Source organism: Erwinia aphidicola, assembly GCF_024169515.1.
Taxonomy (GTDB): Bacteria; Pseudomonadota; Gammaproteobacteria; order Enterobacterales; family Enterobacteriaceae; genus Erwinia; species Erwinia aphidicola.
On the sequence record NZ_JAMKCQ010000001.1, the window covers coordinates 2,289,263 to 2,304,044 of the forward strand.

General features: G+C 58.4%; 13 protein-coding genes. 12 read left to right on the forward strand and 1 reads right to left on the reverse strand.

Annotated features, from left to right (window positions below):
- The first annotated feature begins 24 nt into the window (after positions 1-24).
- From mutL to J2Y91_RS10560, 12 genes are all read left to right on the forward strand, one after another.
- Entirely contained in the window at positions 25-1,869 is a 1,845-nt protein-coding gene (mutL, locus tag J2Y91_RS10505) for a DNA mismatch repair endonuclease MutL (protein WP_133624869.1), read from the forward strand.
- Entirely contained in the window at positions 1,862-2,812 is a 951-nt protein-coding gene (gene miaA / locus J2Y91_RS10510; RefSeq protein ID WP_048917403.1) for a tRNA (adenosine(37)-N6)-dimethylallyltransferase MiaA, read from the forward strand. The genes mutL and miaA overlap by 8 nt, the downstream gene beginning before the upstream one ends.
- A 101-nt stretch (positions 2,813-2,913) precedes the next feature.
- Positions 2,914-3,225, forward strand: coding sequence for an RNA chaperone Hfq (gene hfq, locus J2Y91_RS10515; protein WP_048917402.1), 312 nt, complete (start codon positions 2,914-2,916; stop codon positions 3,223-3,225).
- 244 nt (positions 3,226-3,469) lie between these two features.
- The gene (hflX, locus tag J2Y91_RS10520) at positions 3,470-4,750 is read left to right on the forward strand and encodes a ribosome rescue GTPase HflX (protein WP_099753547.1); all 1,281 of its coding nucleotides are present in this window, start codon (positions 3,470-3,472) and stop codon (positions 4,748-4,750) included.
- Positions 4,751-4,818: 68 nt separating this feature from the next.
- The gene (hflK, locus tag J2Y91_RS10525; protein WP_048917400.1) at positions 4,819-6,081 is read left to right on the forward strand and encodes an FtsH protease activity modulator HflK; all 1,263 of its coding nucleotides are present in this window, start codon (positions 4,819-4,821) and stop codon (positions 6,079-6,081) included.
- Between the two features lie 3 nt (positions 6,082-6,084).
- Positions 6,085-7,089 carry a protease modulator HflC gene (gene hflC, locus J2Y91_RS10530; protein ID WP_048917399.1) on the forward strand — a complete coding sequence of 335 codons (1,005 nt, stop codon included), beginning with the start codon at positions 6,085-6,087 and terminating at the stop codon, positions 7,087-7,089.
- Between the two features lie 81 nt (positions 7,090-7,170).
- On the forward strand, positions 7,171-7,371 hold the full coding sequence (locus J2Y91_RS10535; RefSeq protein ID WP_048917398.1) for a DUF2065 domain-containing protein: 201 nt from the start codon (positions 7,171-7,173) through the stop codon (positions 7,369-7,371).
- Between the two features lie 122 nt (positions 7,372-7,493).
- Complete coding sequence (locus J2Y91_RS10540) at positions 7,494-8,792, forward strand: adenylosuccinate synthase (protein WP_133625131.1); 1,299 nt, start codon at positions 7,494-7,496, stop codon at positions 8,790-8,792.
- A 183-nt stretch (positions 8,793-8,975) separates the two neighbouring features.
- A complete protein-coding gene (gene nsrR / locus J2Y91_RS10545; protein ID WP_048917397.1) occupies positions 8,976-9,419 on the forward strand; it encodes a nitric oxide-sensing transcriptional repressor NsrR in 444 nt (147 codons plus the stop codon).
- 16 nt (positions 9,420-9,435) lie between these two features.
- Positions 9,436-11,874, forward strand: coding sequence for a ribonuclease R (gene rnr / locus J2Y91_RS10550; RefSeq protein ID WP_048917396.1), 2,439 nt, complete (start codon positions 9,436-9,438; stop codon positions 11,872-11,874).
- Between the two features lie 120 nt (positions 11,875-11,994).
- Positions 11,995-12,732: a 23S rRNA (guanosine(2251)-2'-O)-methyltransferase RlmB gene (gene rlmB / locus J2Y91_RS10555; RefSeq protein ID WP_253538156.1), complete on the forward strand. Its 738-nt coding sequence runs from the start codon at positions 11,995-11,997 to the stop codon at positions 12,730-12,732.
- Positions 12,733-12,816: 84 nt separating this feature from the next.
- Positions 12,817-14,448 (forward strand): isovaleryl-CoA dehydrogenase, encoded by a 1,632-nt coding sequence (locus tag J2Y91_RS10560; RefSeq protein ID WP_253538159.1) that lies wholly within the window; start codon positions 12,817-12,819, stop codon positions 14,446-14,448.
- Here J2Y91_RS10560 and bsmA read toward each other — a convergent pair.
- Entirely contained in the window at positions 14,422-14,748 is a 327-nt protein-coding gene (gene bsmA / locus J2Y91_RS10565; protein WP_048917430.1) for a biofilm peroxide resistance protein BsmA, read from the reverse strand. The two genes, J2Y91_RS10560 and bsmA, sit on opposite strands and share 27 nt — an antisense overlap.
- Between the last annotated feature and the right edge of the window lie 34 nt (positions 14,749-14,782).

The window sequence follows — 14,782 nt, forward strand, 5'->3', positions numbered from 1 at the left end:
CCAAAACGAACTCAAGGATACATCATGCCCATCCAGGTATTACCGCCACAGCTTGCTAACCAGATTGCCGCCGGAGAGGTGGTTGAACGCCCGGCTTCGGTAGTCAAAGAGCTGGTGGAAAATAGCCTGGATGCCGGTGCCACGCGCATCGACATTGATATCGAGAAGGGCGGCGCCAGGCTGATCCGCATTCGCGATAACGGTTGTGGCATAGGTAAAGACGAGCTGGCAATGGCCTTAGCGCGCCACGCCACCAGTAAAATCACCACGCTGGATGACCTTGAAGCGATTATCAGCCTCGGATTTCGTGGTGAAGCGCTGGCCAGTATCAGTTCGGTTTCACGCCTGACGCTGACCTCGCGCACCGAGGCGCAAAGTGAAGCCTGGCAGGCCTATGCTGAAGGGCGCGATCAAAGCGTCACGGTGAAACCGGCCGCGCACCCGGTCGGCACTACCCTGGAAGTGCTGGACCTGTTCTATAACACCCCGGCGCGGCGTAAATTTATGCGCACCGAGAAAACCGAATTTACCCATATTGATGAAGTGATCCGCCGTATTGCGCTGGCACGCTTTGATGTGGCGATCTCCCTCAGCCACAATGGCAAACTGATGCGCCAGTACCGCGGCGTCAGCGATAACAGCCAGCGCGAGCGCCGTTTAGGGGCGATCTGCGGCACCGCTTTCCAGACCCATGCACTCAAAATTGCGTGGCAGCACGGCGAGCTGAGCCTGCACGGCTGGGTCGCCGACCCGGTCGGGTCGAAAGCGCTGCCTGAGCTGCAATATTGTTACGTCAACGGGCGTATGATGCGTGACCGCCTGATCAATCATGCCATCCGCCAGGCCTATCAGGATAAGCTCGGCGATCGGCATCAGCCCGCTTATGTACTCTATCTCGAGATCGATCCGCACCAGGTGGATGTCAACGTGCATCCGGCGAAACACGAAGTGCGCTTCCATCAGTCGCGGCTGGTGCACGATTTTATCTATCAGGGCGTGGTCAGCGCGCTACAGGAAACCGGTGCGGAAAGCCTGCCCGACGTGACCGATTCCGCGCCCGCTGAACGCTGGCAGCCGGAAAACCGCCAGGCGGCAGGCGGCAATCACTTCGCCACGCCGGCACCGGCAGCGGCGCCGCGCCCGGCGGCAGCGTCGGGTGGCGGAGGGGGGGGCAGCAGCAGGCCGCCGCCGCTGCCTCCGACCTATCAGCAACGGGAAGGTGCGGTGTATCAGCAGCTGCTGAAAACCCCAGCGCCCGCCCGCAGCGAAGAGCCTGCTGCGCAGCCGGTAAAAGAGCCACCGCTCGGCGCCCACGTTCACAGCTTTGGCCGCGTGCTGACGGTGGTAGAGCAGCAGTATGCGCTGGTCGAAGGGAAGAGAGGGCTGGCGCTGGTGGCGTTAGCGGTGGCGGAGCGCTGGTTAAAGCAGGCGCAGCTCGACCCTGGCAACGAGGCGTTAAAACCGCAGCCGCTGCTGATTCCGGTCCGGCTGAAGCTGGAGAAGGCGGAACGAGAGGCGGGTAGCAGCAGCGCGGCTTTATTAAACCAGATGGGTATCGACCTGCAGTTTGACGGCCATCATGTGATGCTGCGCGCCGTGCCTTTACCATTACGCCAACAAAATTTACAAAACTTGATTCCAGAAATGTTAGGGTATTTGGCCCGGCAGCAGGATGTTTCAGTCAGCCAGACGGCGCAGTGGTTAGCGCGCCAGGCGGTCTCTGAACATCAGCACTGGAATCACTCGCAGGCGATCTCCCTGCTGGCTGAAGTCGAACGACTCTGCCCGCAACTGGTGAAATCGCCACCTTCTGGATTACTGCAAGATGTCGATCTTGCGACGGCGATGAATGCCCTGAAGCATGAGTGAACAATCCACGGCTGGCCTGCCTAAGGCAATATTTTTGATGGGGCCGACGGCCTCCGGCAAAACCGCACTGGCGATTGCATTACGTCAGGCGTTACCGGTTGAGCTAATCAGTGTTGATTCGGCGCTGATCTACCGCGGAATGGATATTGGCACCGCCAAGCCTTCTGCCGAAGAACTGGCGCTTGCGCCCCATCGTTTGCTGGACATCCGCGACCCGGCTGAAACCTATTCAGCCGCTGAGTTTCGTCGCGATGCGCTGGCTGAAATGGCGGAAATTACCCAACGTGGGAATATTCCGTTGCTTGTTGGTGGCACCATGCTTTATTACAAGGCGTTGCTGGAAGGATTGTCGCCGTTGCCCTCGGCGGATCCAGAGGTACGTCAGCGTATAGAGCAGATGGCGAGTGAAGAGGGCTGGGAAGCACTTCACCGCCAGTTATGTGATGTAGATCCCGTTGCTGGACGTCGTATTCATCCGAATGATCCCCAGAGACTCTCGCGAGCACTGGAAGTTTTTTTTATTTCGGGTAAAACTTTAACGGAACTGACAAAAACATCGGGCGAAGCTCTGCCGTATGATGTTGCCCAGTTCGCCATCGCACCCGCGAGCCGCGAGCTGATCCATCAACGAATTGAGCAGCGCTTTCATCAGATGCTGGCGTCAGGATTTGAAGCGGAGGCTCGGGCGCTCTTTGCACGAGGTGATTTGCATACGGACATGCCTTCCATTCGTTGTGTTGGTTATCGCCAGATGTGGTCATTTTTATCCGGTGAAATTGATTACGATGACATGGTTTATCGGGGGATTTGCGCAACCCGGCAGTTAGCTAAGCGCCAGATAACCTGGTTACGCGGCTGGAAGGACGTTCACTGGCTTGACAGCGAACAGCCTGAAGCGGCGTACTCCCAAGTGTTACAGGTTCTTAGTGCGAAGCATGGGTGATTGTGTACAATTGGTCTGTTTTCTTGCGCAAATTTTTACGTCGTATTTCGAACCGCAGGGTTCTTAAGTTACAAACAACAAGCATATAAGGAAAAGATAGAATGGCTAAGGGGCAATCATTGCAAGATCCGTTCTTGAACGCACTGCGTCGCGAACGTGTTCCGGTTTCGATTTATTTGGTAAACGGTATCAAACTTCAGGGCCAGATCGAGTCGTTTGACCAATTTGTTATTCTTTTGAAAAACACGGTTAGCCAGATGGTGTATAAGCACGCGATCTCTACCGTTGTTCCGTCCCGTCCGGTCTCCCACCACAGTAACAACACGGGTGGCGGAAGCAGCAACTATCATCATAGTGGCAGTAACCAGGGGGCGTCTTCTCAGCCTTCACAAGACAGTGAAGATGCTGAATAAGTAGCGTGGCTGTCCCTCCACGACGGGGAGTCTTTGGCATTCAGGTTCCCCGTCCTGGCGATGATACTCGAATAATGAACAAGAATTAAACAAGAGAACTATCGCTGATTTCCTCATCTCACCCCGGTTGGGTGGGATCATAAAAACGCCGTCTGGCAAGCTGGACGCGCATTTTGAATCTGGTATTAACGCTGTATGGCCCCAACGCGTAGCAGGTTTAACAAGGTACTGAGAGGTTTTAAGTTTGTTTGACCGTTATGATGCCGGTGAGCAGGCCGTACTGGTTCACATCTATTTCTCGCAAGACAGAGATACGGAAGATTTGCAGGAGTTCGAAACCCTGGTCTCTTCTGCTGGCGTAGAAGCGCTGCGCGTTGTCACTGGCAGCCGCAAAGCGCCACACCCCAAATATTTTGTCGGTGAAGGAAAAGCTGTCGAAATCGCCGAAGCGGTAAAAGAGAGCGGTGCCACCGTGGTGCTGTTCGATCACGCCCTGAGTCCAGCGCAGGAGCGCAACCTTGAAGCGCTGTGCGAGTGCCGCGTTATTGATCGCACCGGGCTGATCCTCGATATTTTTGCCCAGCGTGCGCGCACCCATGAAGGTAAATTACAGGTTGAGCTGGCGCAGCTGCGCCATCTGGCCACGCGGCTGGTGCGCGGCTGGACGCACCTTGAGCGCCAGAAAGGCGGTATCGGTTTACGCGGGCCGGGTGAAACCCAGCTGGAGACCGACCGCCGCTTGCTGCGCAATCGCATTACTCTGATCCTCTCCCGCCTTGAGCGCGTCTCGAAACAGCGCGAGCAGGGCAGGCAGGCTCGCAACAAGGCCGATGTGCCGACCGTATCGCTGGTGGGTTACACCAACGCCGGTAAATCCACACTGTTTAACCGCCTGACCACGTCCGAGGTTTACGTGGCCGACCAGCTGTTCGCTACCCTCGATCCGACTCTGCGCCGCGTTGACGTGGTGGATGTGGGCGAAGTGGTGCTGGCCGATACCGTAGGCTTTATTCGCCACCTGCCGCACGACCTGGTGGCCGCGTTTAAAGCCACGCTGCAGGAAACCCGCGAGGCCGCGCTGCTGCTGCACGTGATTGACGCAGCGGACGTGCGGGTCGATGAGAACATCGAAGCGGTAAACGAAGTGCTGGAAGAGATTGAATCCGATGAAATCCCCAGCCTGCTGGTGATGAATAAAATCGATATGCTTGACGGTTTCGTCCCGCGCATCGACCGTGATGAAGAGAACCTGCCAATCCGGGTCTGGCTCTCCGCCCAAAGTGGAGAGGGCATCCCGCTGCTGTTCCAGGCGCTGACCGAGCGCCTGGCCGGTGAGATTGCGCAGTATGATTTACGTCTACCGCCGGCTGCAGGGCGGCTGCGTAGCCGTTTTTACCAGTTGCAGGCGATAGAAAAAGAGTGGAATGAAGAGGACGGTAGCGTGGGATTACACGTGCGCATGCCGATCGTCGACTGGCGCCGACTGTGCAAACAGGAACCGACGCTGGTGGATTACATTGTTTGACTGATGTTGCCTGACACGCGTATCCCGGCTTGGGATACCACCGCACACACAATTAATGGAGTATAAACATGGCGTGGAATCAGCCCGGGAATAACGGACAGGACCGCGACCCGTGGGGAAGCAGCAATAATCAAGGCGGCAACTCTGGGGGAAATAAAGGAGGGCGCGATAAGGGGCCTCCTGATTTAGATGATATCTTCCGTAAGCTGAGCAATAAGCTTGGTGGACTGGGCGGTGGCAAAAAAAGCGGCGGTGACGGGTCAGGTAACGGCAGCGCACCGCGCAAGCCGGGCAGCGGCGGGCGTCTGGTTGGCATCGTGGCCGTGGCCGTGGTGGTGATCTGGGCCGGTAGCGGCTTCTACACCATCAAAGAAGCCGAGCGCGGCGTGGTGACACGCTTCGGTAAGTTTAGCCATCTGGTCGAGCCAGGTCTGAACTGGAAACCGACCTTTGTCGATCAGGTACGTGCGGTGAACGTGGAGGCGGTGCGCGAGCTCTCTGCTTCCGGCACCATGCTGACCTCGGATGAGAACGTGGTGCGCGTTGAGATGAACGTGCAGTACCGCATCACCAATCCGGAACGCTACCTGTACGCGGTGACCAGCGCCGATGACAGCCTGCGTCAGGCAACCGACAGCGCCCTGCGTGGCGTGATTGGTCGCTCGACCATGGACCGAATTCTGACCGAAGGGCGTACCGTGGTGCGTAGCGAAACCCAGCGCGAGCTGGAAGAGACAATTCGCCCTTACGATATGGGTATTACCCTGCTGGACGTTAACTTCCAGACGGCGCGCCCACCGGAAGACGTTAAAGCGTCATTCGATGATGCCATTGCCGCACGTGAGAACCGTGAGCAGGCGGTACGTGAAGCCGAAGCCTACGCCAACGATAAGCTGCCGCGCGCCCGTGGTGATGCGCAGGGTATCCTTGAGCAGGCTCGTGCCTACAAGTCCCGCGTGACGCTGGAAGCCCAGGGTGAAGTCGACAGCTTTGCGCGTATCCTGCCGGAATACAAAGCCGCACCGCAGATCACCCGCGAGCGTCTGTATATCGAAACCATGGAACGTGTTCTGTCACACACGCGTAAGGTACTGGTTAACGATAAAGGCAACAGCCTGATGGTGCTGCCTCTCGATCAGCTGATGCGCGGCCAGAGTGGCGCGGCATCCGGCAATAACCAGAGCGGAAGCAGCAGCCTGCTGCGTCTGCCACCCGCTTCAGGCAGCAGCGAGCGCGCCAGCAGCAGTTCGTCGTTCAGTCCGGACGACATCATGGATCAGCGCCGGGTGAATGCTCAGCGTAACGATAGCCAGCGCGAAGGGAGAGAGTAATCGATGCGTAAGCCATTAATCGTACTATTGATTGTTGTGCTGGTGGTGCTGTACGCGTCACTGTTTGTGGTGCAGGAAGGCCAGCGCGGCATTGTGATGCGCTTCGGTAAAGTTCTGCGCGATGATGAAAATAAACCGCTGGTGTATGCGCCAGGCCTGCACTTCAAGATCCCATTCCTGGAATCTGTGAAGTCACTTGATGCGCGTATCCAGACTATGGACAACCAGGCCGACCGCTTCGTCACCAAAGAGAAGAAAGACCTGATTGTTGACTCCTATATCAAATGGCGCGTCAGCGACTTCAGCCGTTATTACCTCGCCACCGGCGGCGGTGATATTTCTCAGGCCGAAGTGCTGCTGAAACGTAAGTTCAGCGACCGTCTGCGTTCTGAGATTGGGCGTCTGGACGTGAAAGATATCGTCACCGATTCCCGTGGCCGTCTGACCACCGATGTGCGCGATGCGCTGAACACCGGTAGTGCGGGTGCGGATGATGAAGTGGCTACGCCAGCAGCAGACGATGCGATTGCCTCTGTGGCTAAGCGCGTTGAGAGCGAGACCAACAGCAACGAACCGGCTATCAACCCGAACAGTATGGCGGCGTTGGGTATCCAGGTGGTTGACGTGCGCATCAAGCAGATCAACCTGCCAACCGAAGTGTCTGATGCGATCTATGCGCGTATGCGTGCCGAGCGTGAATCCGTTGCCCGTAGCCAGCGTGCTCAGGGTGCGGAAGAAGCCGCCAAAGTGCGTGCTCAGGCCGACTACGAAGTTGAACGTACGCTGGCAGAAGCCCGCCGTCAGGCTCTGATCACGCAGGGTGAAGGTGATGCCGAAGCGGCCAAGCTGTTTGCTGATGCTTTCAGTCAGGACCCGGATTTCTACGCCTTTATGCGTAGCCTGCGTGCTTACGACAACAGCTTCAAGAGCAATCAGGATGTGATGGTGCTGAGCCCGGATAGCGACTTCTTCCGCTTTATGAAAAGTCCGTCTTCCTCCACGCGCTAATAATCTGCTATAACGTGCGAAGGGCCGGTTCTCCGGCCCTTTTTTTATGGGATTTTCCAGGCGAAGCGGCGAGTAACAATAATGAATACAACTGTATGGATGGCGTTAGGGCTGGTGCTGGTGTTCGAGGGGTTAGGCCCGGTGCTCTATCCGCAGCTGTGGCGGCGGATGATTCTGGCAATGGCAAACATGCCCGATGGACTGCTGCGCCGGGTTGGCGGTGGGCTGGTGGTGGCAGGCGCAGTAATCTACTACATGCTCAGCCGCGCGAACGGGGCATAGGCTTAACGCTGCGGGTGATGTCGCGCACTTTGGCAAAAAAGTCCGCAATCGTATGCTAAAACAGCTGAAAGACTAAAATGACGATGGTAGAATCCTTTTTTAAGCAATCGGTGATTTTGAAAATGGGTAAGAACGTCGTCGTACTGGGCACCCAATGGGGTGACGAAGGTAAAGGTAAGATTGTTGACCTTCTGACAGAACGCGCTAAATACGTAGTGCGCTATCAGGGTGGCCATAACGCTGGCCACACGCTAGTCATCAACGGTGAGAAAACCGTCCTCCACTTAATTCCATCTGGCATCCTGCGTGAAAACGTCACCAGCATCATCGGCAACGGTGTTGTTCTGTCGCCTGCCGCGCTGATGAAAGAGATGAAAGGTCTGGAAGATCGTGGCTTCCCGGTACGCGAACGTCTGTTCATTTCAGAAGCCTGCCCACTGATCCTTGAATATCACGTTGCCCTTGATGTGGCACGTGAGAAAGCCCGTGGCGCGAAAGCGATCGGCACCACCGGTCGTGGTATCGGCCCGGCCTACGAAGATAAAGTTGCCCGTCGCGGCCTGCGTGTTAGCGACCTGTTCAACAAAGAAACCTTCGCGGCGAAGCTGAAAGAAGTGATGGATTACCATAACTTCCAGCTGGTGAACTTCTACAAAGAAGAGGCAGTCGACTTCGACAAAGTGCTGGCGGATACTCTGGCGATTGCCGATATCCTGACGGGCATGGTGGTTGACGTTTCTGAACTGCTGGACGGCGCGCGCAAGCGTGGCGACCTGATCATGTTCGAAGGCGCGCAGGGTACGCTGCTGGACATCGACCACGGTACGTATCCGTACGTAACCTCTTCCAACACCACCGCAGGTGGCGTGGCAACCGGTTCGGGTATTGGTCCGCGCTACGTTGATTACGTGCTGGGCATTGTCAAAGCCTACTCCACGCGCGTTGGTGCAGGTCCATTCCCCACCGAGCTGTTCGACGAAACCGGTGAGTTCCTGTGCAAGCAGGGCAACGAGTTTGGCGCCACCACTGGCCGTCGTCGTCGCACCGGCTGGCTGGATGCGGTTGCCGTGCGCCGCGCGGTGCAGATCAACTCCCTTTCTGGCTTCTGCATGACCAAACTGGACGTGCTGGATGGCCTGAAAGAGGTAAAAATCTGTGTAGCCTACCGCATGCCGGATGGCCGCGAAGTGACCACCACCCCGCTGGCAGCAGAGGGTTGGGAAGGCATTGAGCCAATCTACGAATCCATGCCGGGCTGGTCTGAGACCACCTTCGGGGTGAAAACGCTGGATGGCCTGCCGCAGGCAGCGCGCGACTACATCAAGCGCATTGAAGAAGTGACCGGAGTGCCGATTGATATTATCTCTACCGGCCCGGACCGCAGTGAAACCATGATTCTGCGCGACCCGTTTGACGCATAATTCAGTTTCAGGCCGGGCAATGCCCGGCCAGCTTTTATCCAGCACCGGTTATCCGCCGTTCCCCTCTGCTGTCATGATAAATAAAATGGCCCCAATCGCTGAGGCTGGTTTATTATCATTGCTAATCACACCCATTCTTAAGCGGACGATCGCAACAACCGCGGTGAACTCTCTGAGGTTTTCTTGCAGCTGACCAGTTTTACAGATTATGGTTTACGTGCGCTGATCTATCTCGCCACGCTTCCGGCAGGCCAGATGACCAGTATCAGCGAAGTCACGGACACTTATGGCGTGTCACGTAATCATATGGTCAAAATAATCAATCAACTTAGTCGTGCTGGCTATGTTGCTGCCGTGCGCGGTAAGAATGGCGGTATCCGACTGGGTAGGCCTGCTGAAGAAATAGTGATAGGTCAGGTGGTGCGCGATATGGAACCGCTACAGCTGGTGAACTGCCACAGCGATTTCTGCCACATCACCTCTGCCTGCCGCCTGAAAAAAGCGCTGCATGACGCCGTCCAGAGTTTTCTGCGTGAACTGGACCAATACACCCTGGCCGATCTGGTTGAAGACAACCATCCGCTCTACAAAATTTTGCTGAATGAACGACCTTCATTCAGCAGCTGACAACGGAGGAACCTCGATGTCACACGATCCCTTTCAGGAACGAGAAGCTGAAAAGTACGAAAACCCCATTCCAAGCCGCGAGTTCATTCTTGCCCATCTGGACAAACGCGAAAAGCCGGCCAGCCGTGAAGAGCTGGCGCAAGAGTTAGATATCAGCGGCGAAGAGCAGATCGAAGCGCTGCGCCGCCGCCTGCGCGCCATGGAGCGCGATGGCCAGCTGGTCTTTACCCGCCGCCAGTGCTACGCGCTGCCGGAGCGCCTTGATCTGCTGAAAGGCAAGGTTATCGGCCACCGCGACGGCTTCGGCTTCCTGCGCATTGAAGGTAGCAAAGACGATCTCTACCTCTCTGCCGAACAGATGAAAATGTGCATGCACGGGGATATGATCCTCGCGCAGGCGATGGGCGCCGACCGTAAAGGCCGCCGCGAAGCCCGCGTAGTGCGCGTGGTTGAGCCGCGTAACGCACAGATTGTTGGCCGTTACTTCACCGACTCCGGCGTTGGCTTTGTCGTCCCGGATGACAGCCGCCTGAGCTTCGACATCCTGATCCCGGCTGAAGAGCTGATGGGTGCGCGCATGGGCTTTGTGGTGGTGGTGGAGCTGACTCAGCGCCCAACCCGCCGCAGTAAAGCCGTCGGTAAAGTGGTGGAAGTGCTCGGCGATAACATGGGCACCAGCATGGCGGTCGATATGGCGCTGCGCACCCATGATATTCCACACGAATGGCCGGAAGCACTGGAAAAACAGATTGCTCACCTTAGCGAAGAAGTGCCGGAAGAGGCGAAACAGGGCCGCGTTGACCTGCGCGATCTGCCGCTGGTCACTATTGATGGCGAAGACGCCCGCGACTTCGATGATGCGGTATTCTGCGAGCGTAAGCGCGGCGGCGGCTGGCGCCTGTGGGTAGCGATTGCTGACGTCAGCTACTACGTGCGCCCGGGTACCCCGCTGGATGACGAAGCGGTGAATCGCGGTACCTCGGTTTACTTCCCTTCCCAGGTGGTGCCGATGCTGCCGGAAGTGCTGTCAAATGGCCTCTGCTCGCTGAACCCGGAAGTTGACCGTCTGTGTATGGTGTGTGAGATGACTATCTCCTCCACCGGCAAGCTGACCGGCTACAAACACTACGAAGCGGTGATGAACTCCTTCGCCCGCCTGACCTATAACAAGGTGTGGAACATTCTGCAGGGGCATCAGGAACTGCGCGAGCAGTACCAGCCGCTGGTGAAAGATCTGGAAGAGCTGCACCGCATGTATCTGGCGCTGGAAAAAGCGCGCGAGCAGCGTGGCGGTATCTCCTTCGAGACCGAAGAAGCGAAATTTGTCTTCAACGCCGACCGCCGCATTGAGCGCGTCGAGCAGGTATCGCGTAACGATGCGCACAAGCTGATCGAAGAGTGCATGATCCTCGCCAACATCGCTTCAGCCCGCTACGTTGAGAAAAACAACGAACCGGCGCTGTTCCGCGATCACGACCGTCCAGGTGATGAGAGCATCAAGAGCTTCCGCTCGGTGCTGAATGAGCTGGGCCTGACGCTGCCGGGCGGCGACAAACCGCAGCCGGTGGACTACTCCGCGCTGCTGAGCCAGATCGCCGGTCGTCAGGATCACGAAATGCTGCAAACTATGCTGCTGCGTTCAATGAAGCAGGCGGTATATGACCCGGAAAACCGTGGCCACTTCGGTCTGGCGCTGGCTTCTTACGCGCACTTCACCTCGCCGATCCGCCGCTACCCGGACCTGCTGCTGCACCGCGCCATCAAGTATCTGCTGGCGAAAGAAGCGGGCACCCTGCAGGGTAACACCACGCCAACCGGCGGCTACCATTACGAAATGCCGCAGATGCTGCAGCTTGGCCAGCACTGTTCGCTGACCGAACGCCGCGCCGATGAAGCCACGCGTGATGTTGCCGACTGGCTGAAGTGCGACTTTATGCAGGATCAGGTCGGGGAAACCTTTAGCGGCGTGATCTCTAGCGTCACCGGCTTCGGCTTCTTCGTGCGCCTGACCGATCTGTTCATCGATGGTCTGGTACACGTTTCGACGCTCGACAATGACTACTACCGCTTTGACGCCATCGGCCAGCGCCTGATCGGTGAATCCGGCGGTCGTACCTATCGCCTGGGCGATACTGTTGAAGTCCGCGTTGAGGCGGTGCATATGGATGAGCGTAAGATCGACTTCGCGCTGATCTCAAGCAGCCGTAAGCCGCGTGGCGAAGGCAAAACCGAGCGCGAGCGTGAAAAACGCGGTGCGGCGAAAAACAGCGGCAGCCGTCGTCGCGCACCGCGCAAGGGTGCCAACTTCGAGCCGGACAGCGCCTTCCGCCCGGCCAAAGGGGCAGAAAATACCCCTGCGGCAAACAAAGAGAAGAAACCGCGTAAGCCGTCGGATAAAACCCGTAAACCTGGCGCCACGCGCGCTAAGCGCGCGAAGAAGACCGACGACGCCTAATCGCATCCGGGCGATGCAGCGAAACGGGGTAACCTGTTTTTCGTAGGGGCTGACCCTCTTTTTCGGTCAGCCTGCTTCGGTCACCCACTAAATGAATATGACATTTGAGTATCCTGAACCATGAGTGAAATTGTTTTTGGTATCCACGCCGTGCAGGCGCTGCTCGACAGCGACCCGCAGCGTTTCCAGGAAGTATTTATCCTGAAAGGGCGTGAAGACCGCCGCTTGCAGACGCTGGTAAAAGCGCTGGAAGCACAGGGCATCGTTATCCAGGTTGCCAACAAGCAGATGCTGGACGCTAAATCTGAAGGTGCCGTGCATCAGGGCATCATCGCGCGCGTCAAGCCGGGCCGTCAGTATCAGGAAGGCGATCTGCCGGACCTGCTGGCCAGCCTGGATAACCCGTTTCTGCTGATCCTTGATGGCGTCACCGACCCGCATAACCTCGGGGCCTGCATGCGCAGCGCTGATGCTGCTGGCGTTCACGCCATCATCGTGCCCAAAGATCGCTCCGCGGCGCTTAACGCCACGGCGAAAAAAGTCGCCAGCGGCGCAGCAGAGCACGTGCCACTGATCCGCGTGACCAACCTGGCGCGCACGATGCGCGTGCTGCAGGAGGCCAACGTGTGGATCGTCGGAACGGCTGGCGAAGCTGACCATACTCTGTACCAGAGCAAAATGACCGGCCCGATGGCGCTGGTGATGGGCGCGGAAGGCGAAGGCATGCGCCGACTGACGCGTGAGCACTGCGACGAACTGATTAGTATCCCAATGGCGGGTAGCGTTTCATCGCTGAACGTCTCCGTCGCCACCGGTGTTTGCCTGTTTGAAGCGGTGCGTCAGCGCAGCGTGAAGTAAATTGTCCGGGGCGTGACCTGCGCCCCAGCATTCTCCTCTGTCCGTCCTATCCTTTCCTCTGGCTTGTCAGAAAAGGATGCCGCAATGGACTGGAAAACTCATCGCGTTTTTAATCAGCCCCGACCGCTCAGCAACAGCAATCTGTTTCTCTCTGATACTCCCCTGCTTGAGGCCGTGCAGCGTGAAGGCGCTGGCTGGGACAGCGAGCGCCTGGCGTCCGTCGGTCAGCAGTTGGGTAGCGCCGAATCGCTCGAACTGGGGCGGCTGGCGAACCGTCATCCTCCTGAACTGCTGCGCTATGATGCCCGCGGCGAGCGGCTTGACGAACTGCGTTTTCACCCGGCATGGCACCTGCTGATGCAGGGGCTGTGCGCCAACCGCGTACACAACCTCGCGTGGCAGCCGGATGCGCCAGCGGGCGCGTTCGTCGCGCGCGCCGCGCGTTTTCTGCTGCATGCGCAGGTGGAAGCCGGCACGCTGTGCCCGGTAACCATGACCTTCGGCGCCATTCCGCTGCTGCAAAAATCCCTGCCGCCACCTTATCAGCACTGGCTGCCCGGGCTGCTTTCCGACCGCTACGATCCCCATCTGCGCGGCGGCGAACAAAAACGCGGGCTGCTGATCGGCATGGGGATGACGGAAAAGCAGGGCGGTACCGACGTGCTGAGCAACACCACGCGGGCAGAACCGCTGGCGCAGCGCGGGCCGGGCGAAGCCTACCGGCTGGTGGGGCACAAATGGTTCTTCTCGGTGCCGCAGAGCGATGCGCATCTGGTGCTGGCGCAGACGGCGGGCGGGCTCTCCTGCTTCTTTCTGCCGCGCCTGCTGCCGGACAATACGCGTAACGCGGTGCAGATCGAGCGCCTGAAGGACAAACTGGGTAACTGCTCCAACGCCAGCGGTGAAGTGGAGTTTCGCCACGCCAGCGGCTGGCTGATAGGCAAAGAGGGCGAGGGCGTGCGGCAGATCCTCAAAATGGGCGGCTACACCCGCTTTGATTGCGCGCTCGGCAGCCACGCCCTGATGCGCCGCGCCTTCTCCGTGGCGCTCTATCATGCTCACCAGCGCCAGGTGCAGGGCAAAACCCTGATCGAACAGCCGCTGATGCGCCAGCAGCTGTGCGCGCAGGCGCTGCTGCTGGAAGGGCAAACTGCCGTGCTGATGCGGCTGGCGCGCGCCTGGTCCCAGCCCGCCACGGCCGGCGAGCGCAGCTATTGCCGCCTGCTGACGCCCGCCGCCAAGTTTGCCGTCTGCCAGCGCGGGCCGGGATTTGTCGCGCAGGCGATGGAGATCCTCGGCGGGATTGGTTACTGCGAGGAGAGTGAGCTACCACGGCTGTACCGTGAAATGCCGGTCAACAGCATCTGGGAGGGATCGGGCAATGTGATGTGCCTCGACGTGCTGCGCGTGCTGGCGAAGCAGCCTGCAGTGCTGGAGCAGCTTGAGGCCGGTTTTGACGGTGTGAAAGGGCAGAGCCGCTACTTTGACCAGCGCTGGCGCCAGCTGCGGCAGGCACTGAAGCGCCCGCAGGAAGCGCAGGCGCGGCAGCTGGTCGAGCGTTTATTCACTCTGGCAACGGCGGAGCAGGTGCTGCGCCATCTCGACCCACCGCTGGCGGATGCGTGGTGCCGCCAGCAGTTAGATCCGCAGTCAGGTTATCTGCTGACGGAAAAGGTCTGTCAGCGCCTGCTACTGCGCGCCAGCGGCGGCAGCTGACGGGCCGTAAAGAATGGCTGAGCCGTACCACATGCCCGGCGCCACGGTCTCACTGACCATCTGGATCAGATAGTAAGTGGCACCTGCGGCGTTGGCTTTCGCGGCCAGCTCACGCTCGGCATCGTCCGGGGAGCCGCGCACCGTCGCGCTGATGGTGCCCAGGCGCGGCAGGGTGCCGCTCTGCGCGCGGGTGATCTCCTGGGCCTGCGACGTTGCCGCAGGCGGCGGTTGTGGCGTGGTATTCAGCGCGCTGCAGCCCGTCAGCAGCAGCGCGACCAGCAGAGCAGGTATCTGGCGCATGATATTCATCTCAAAACAGTCTGAATATCAGTGT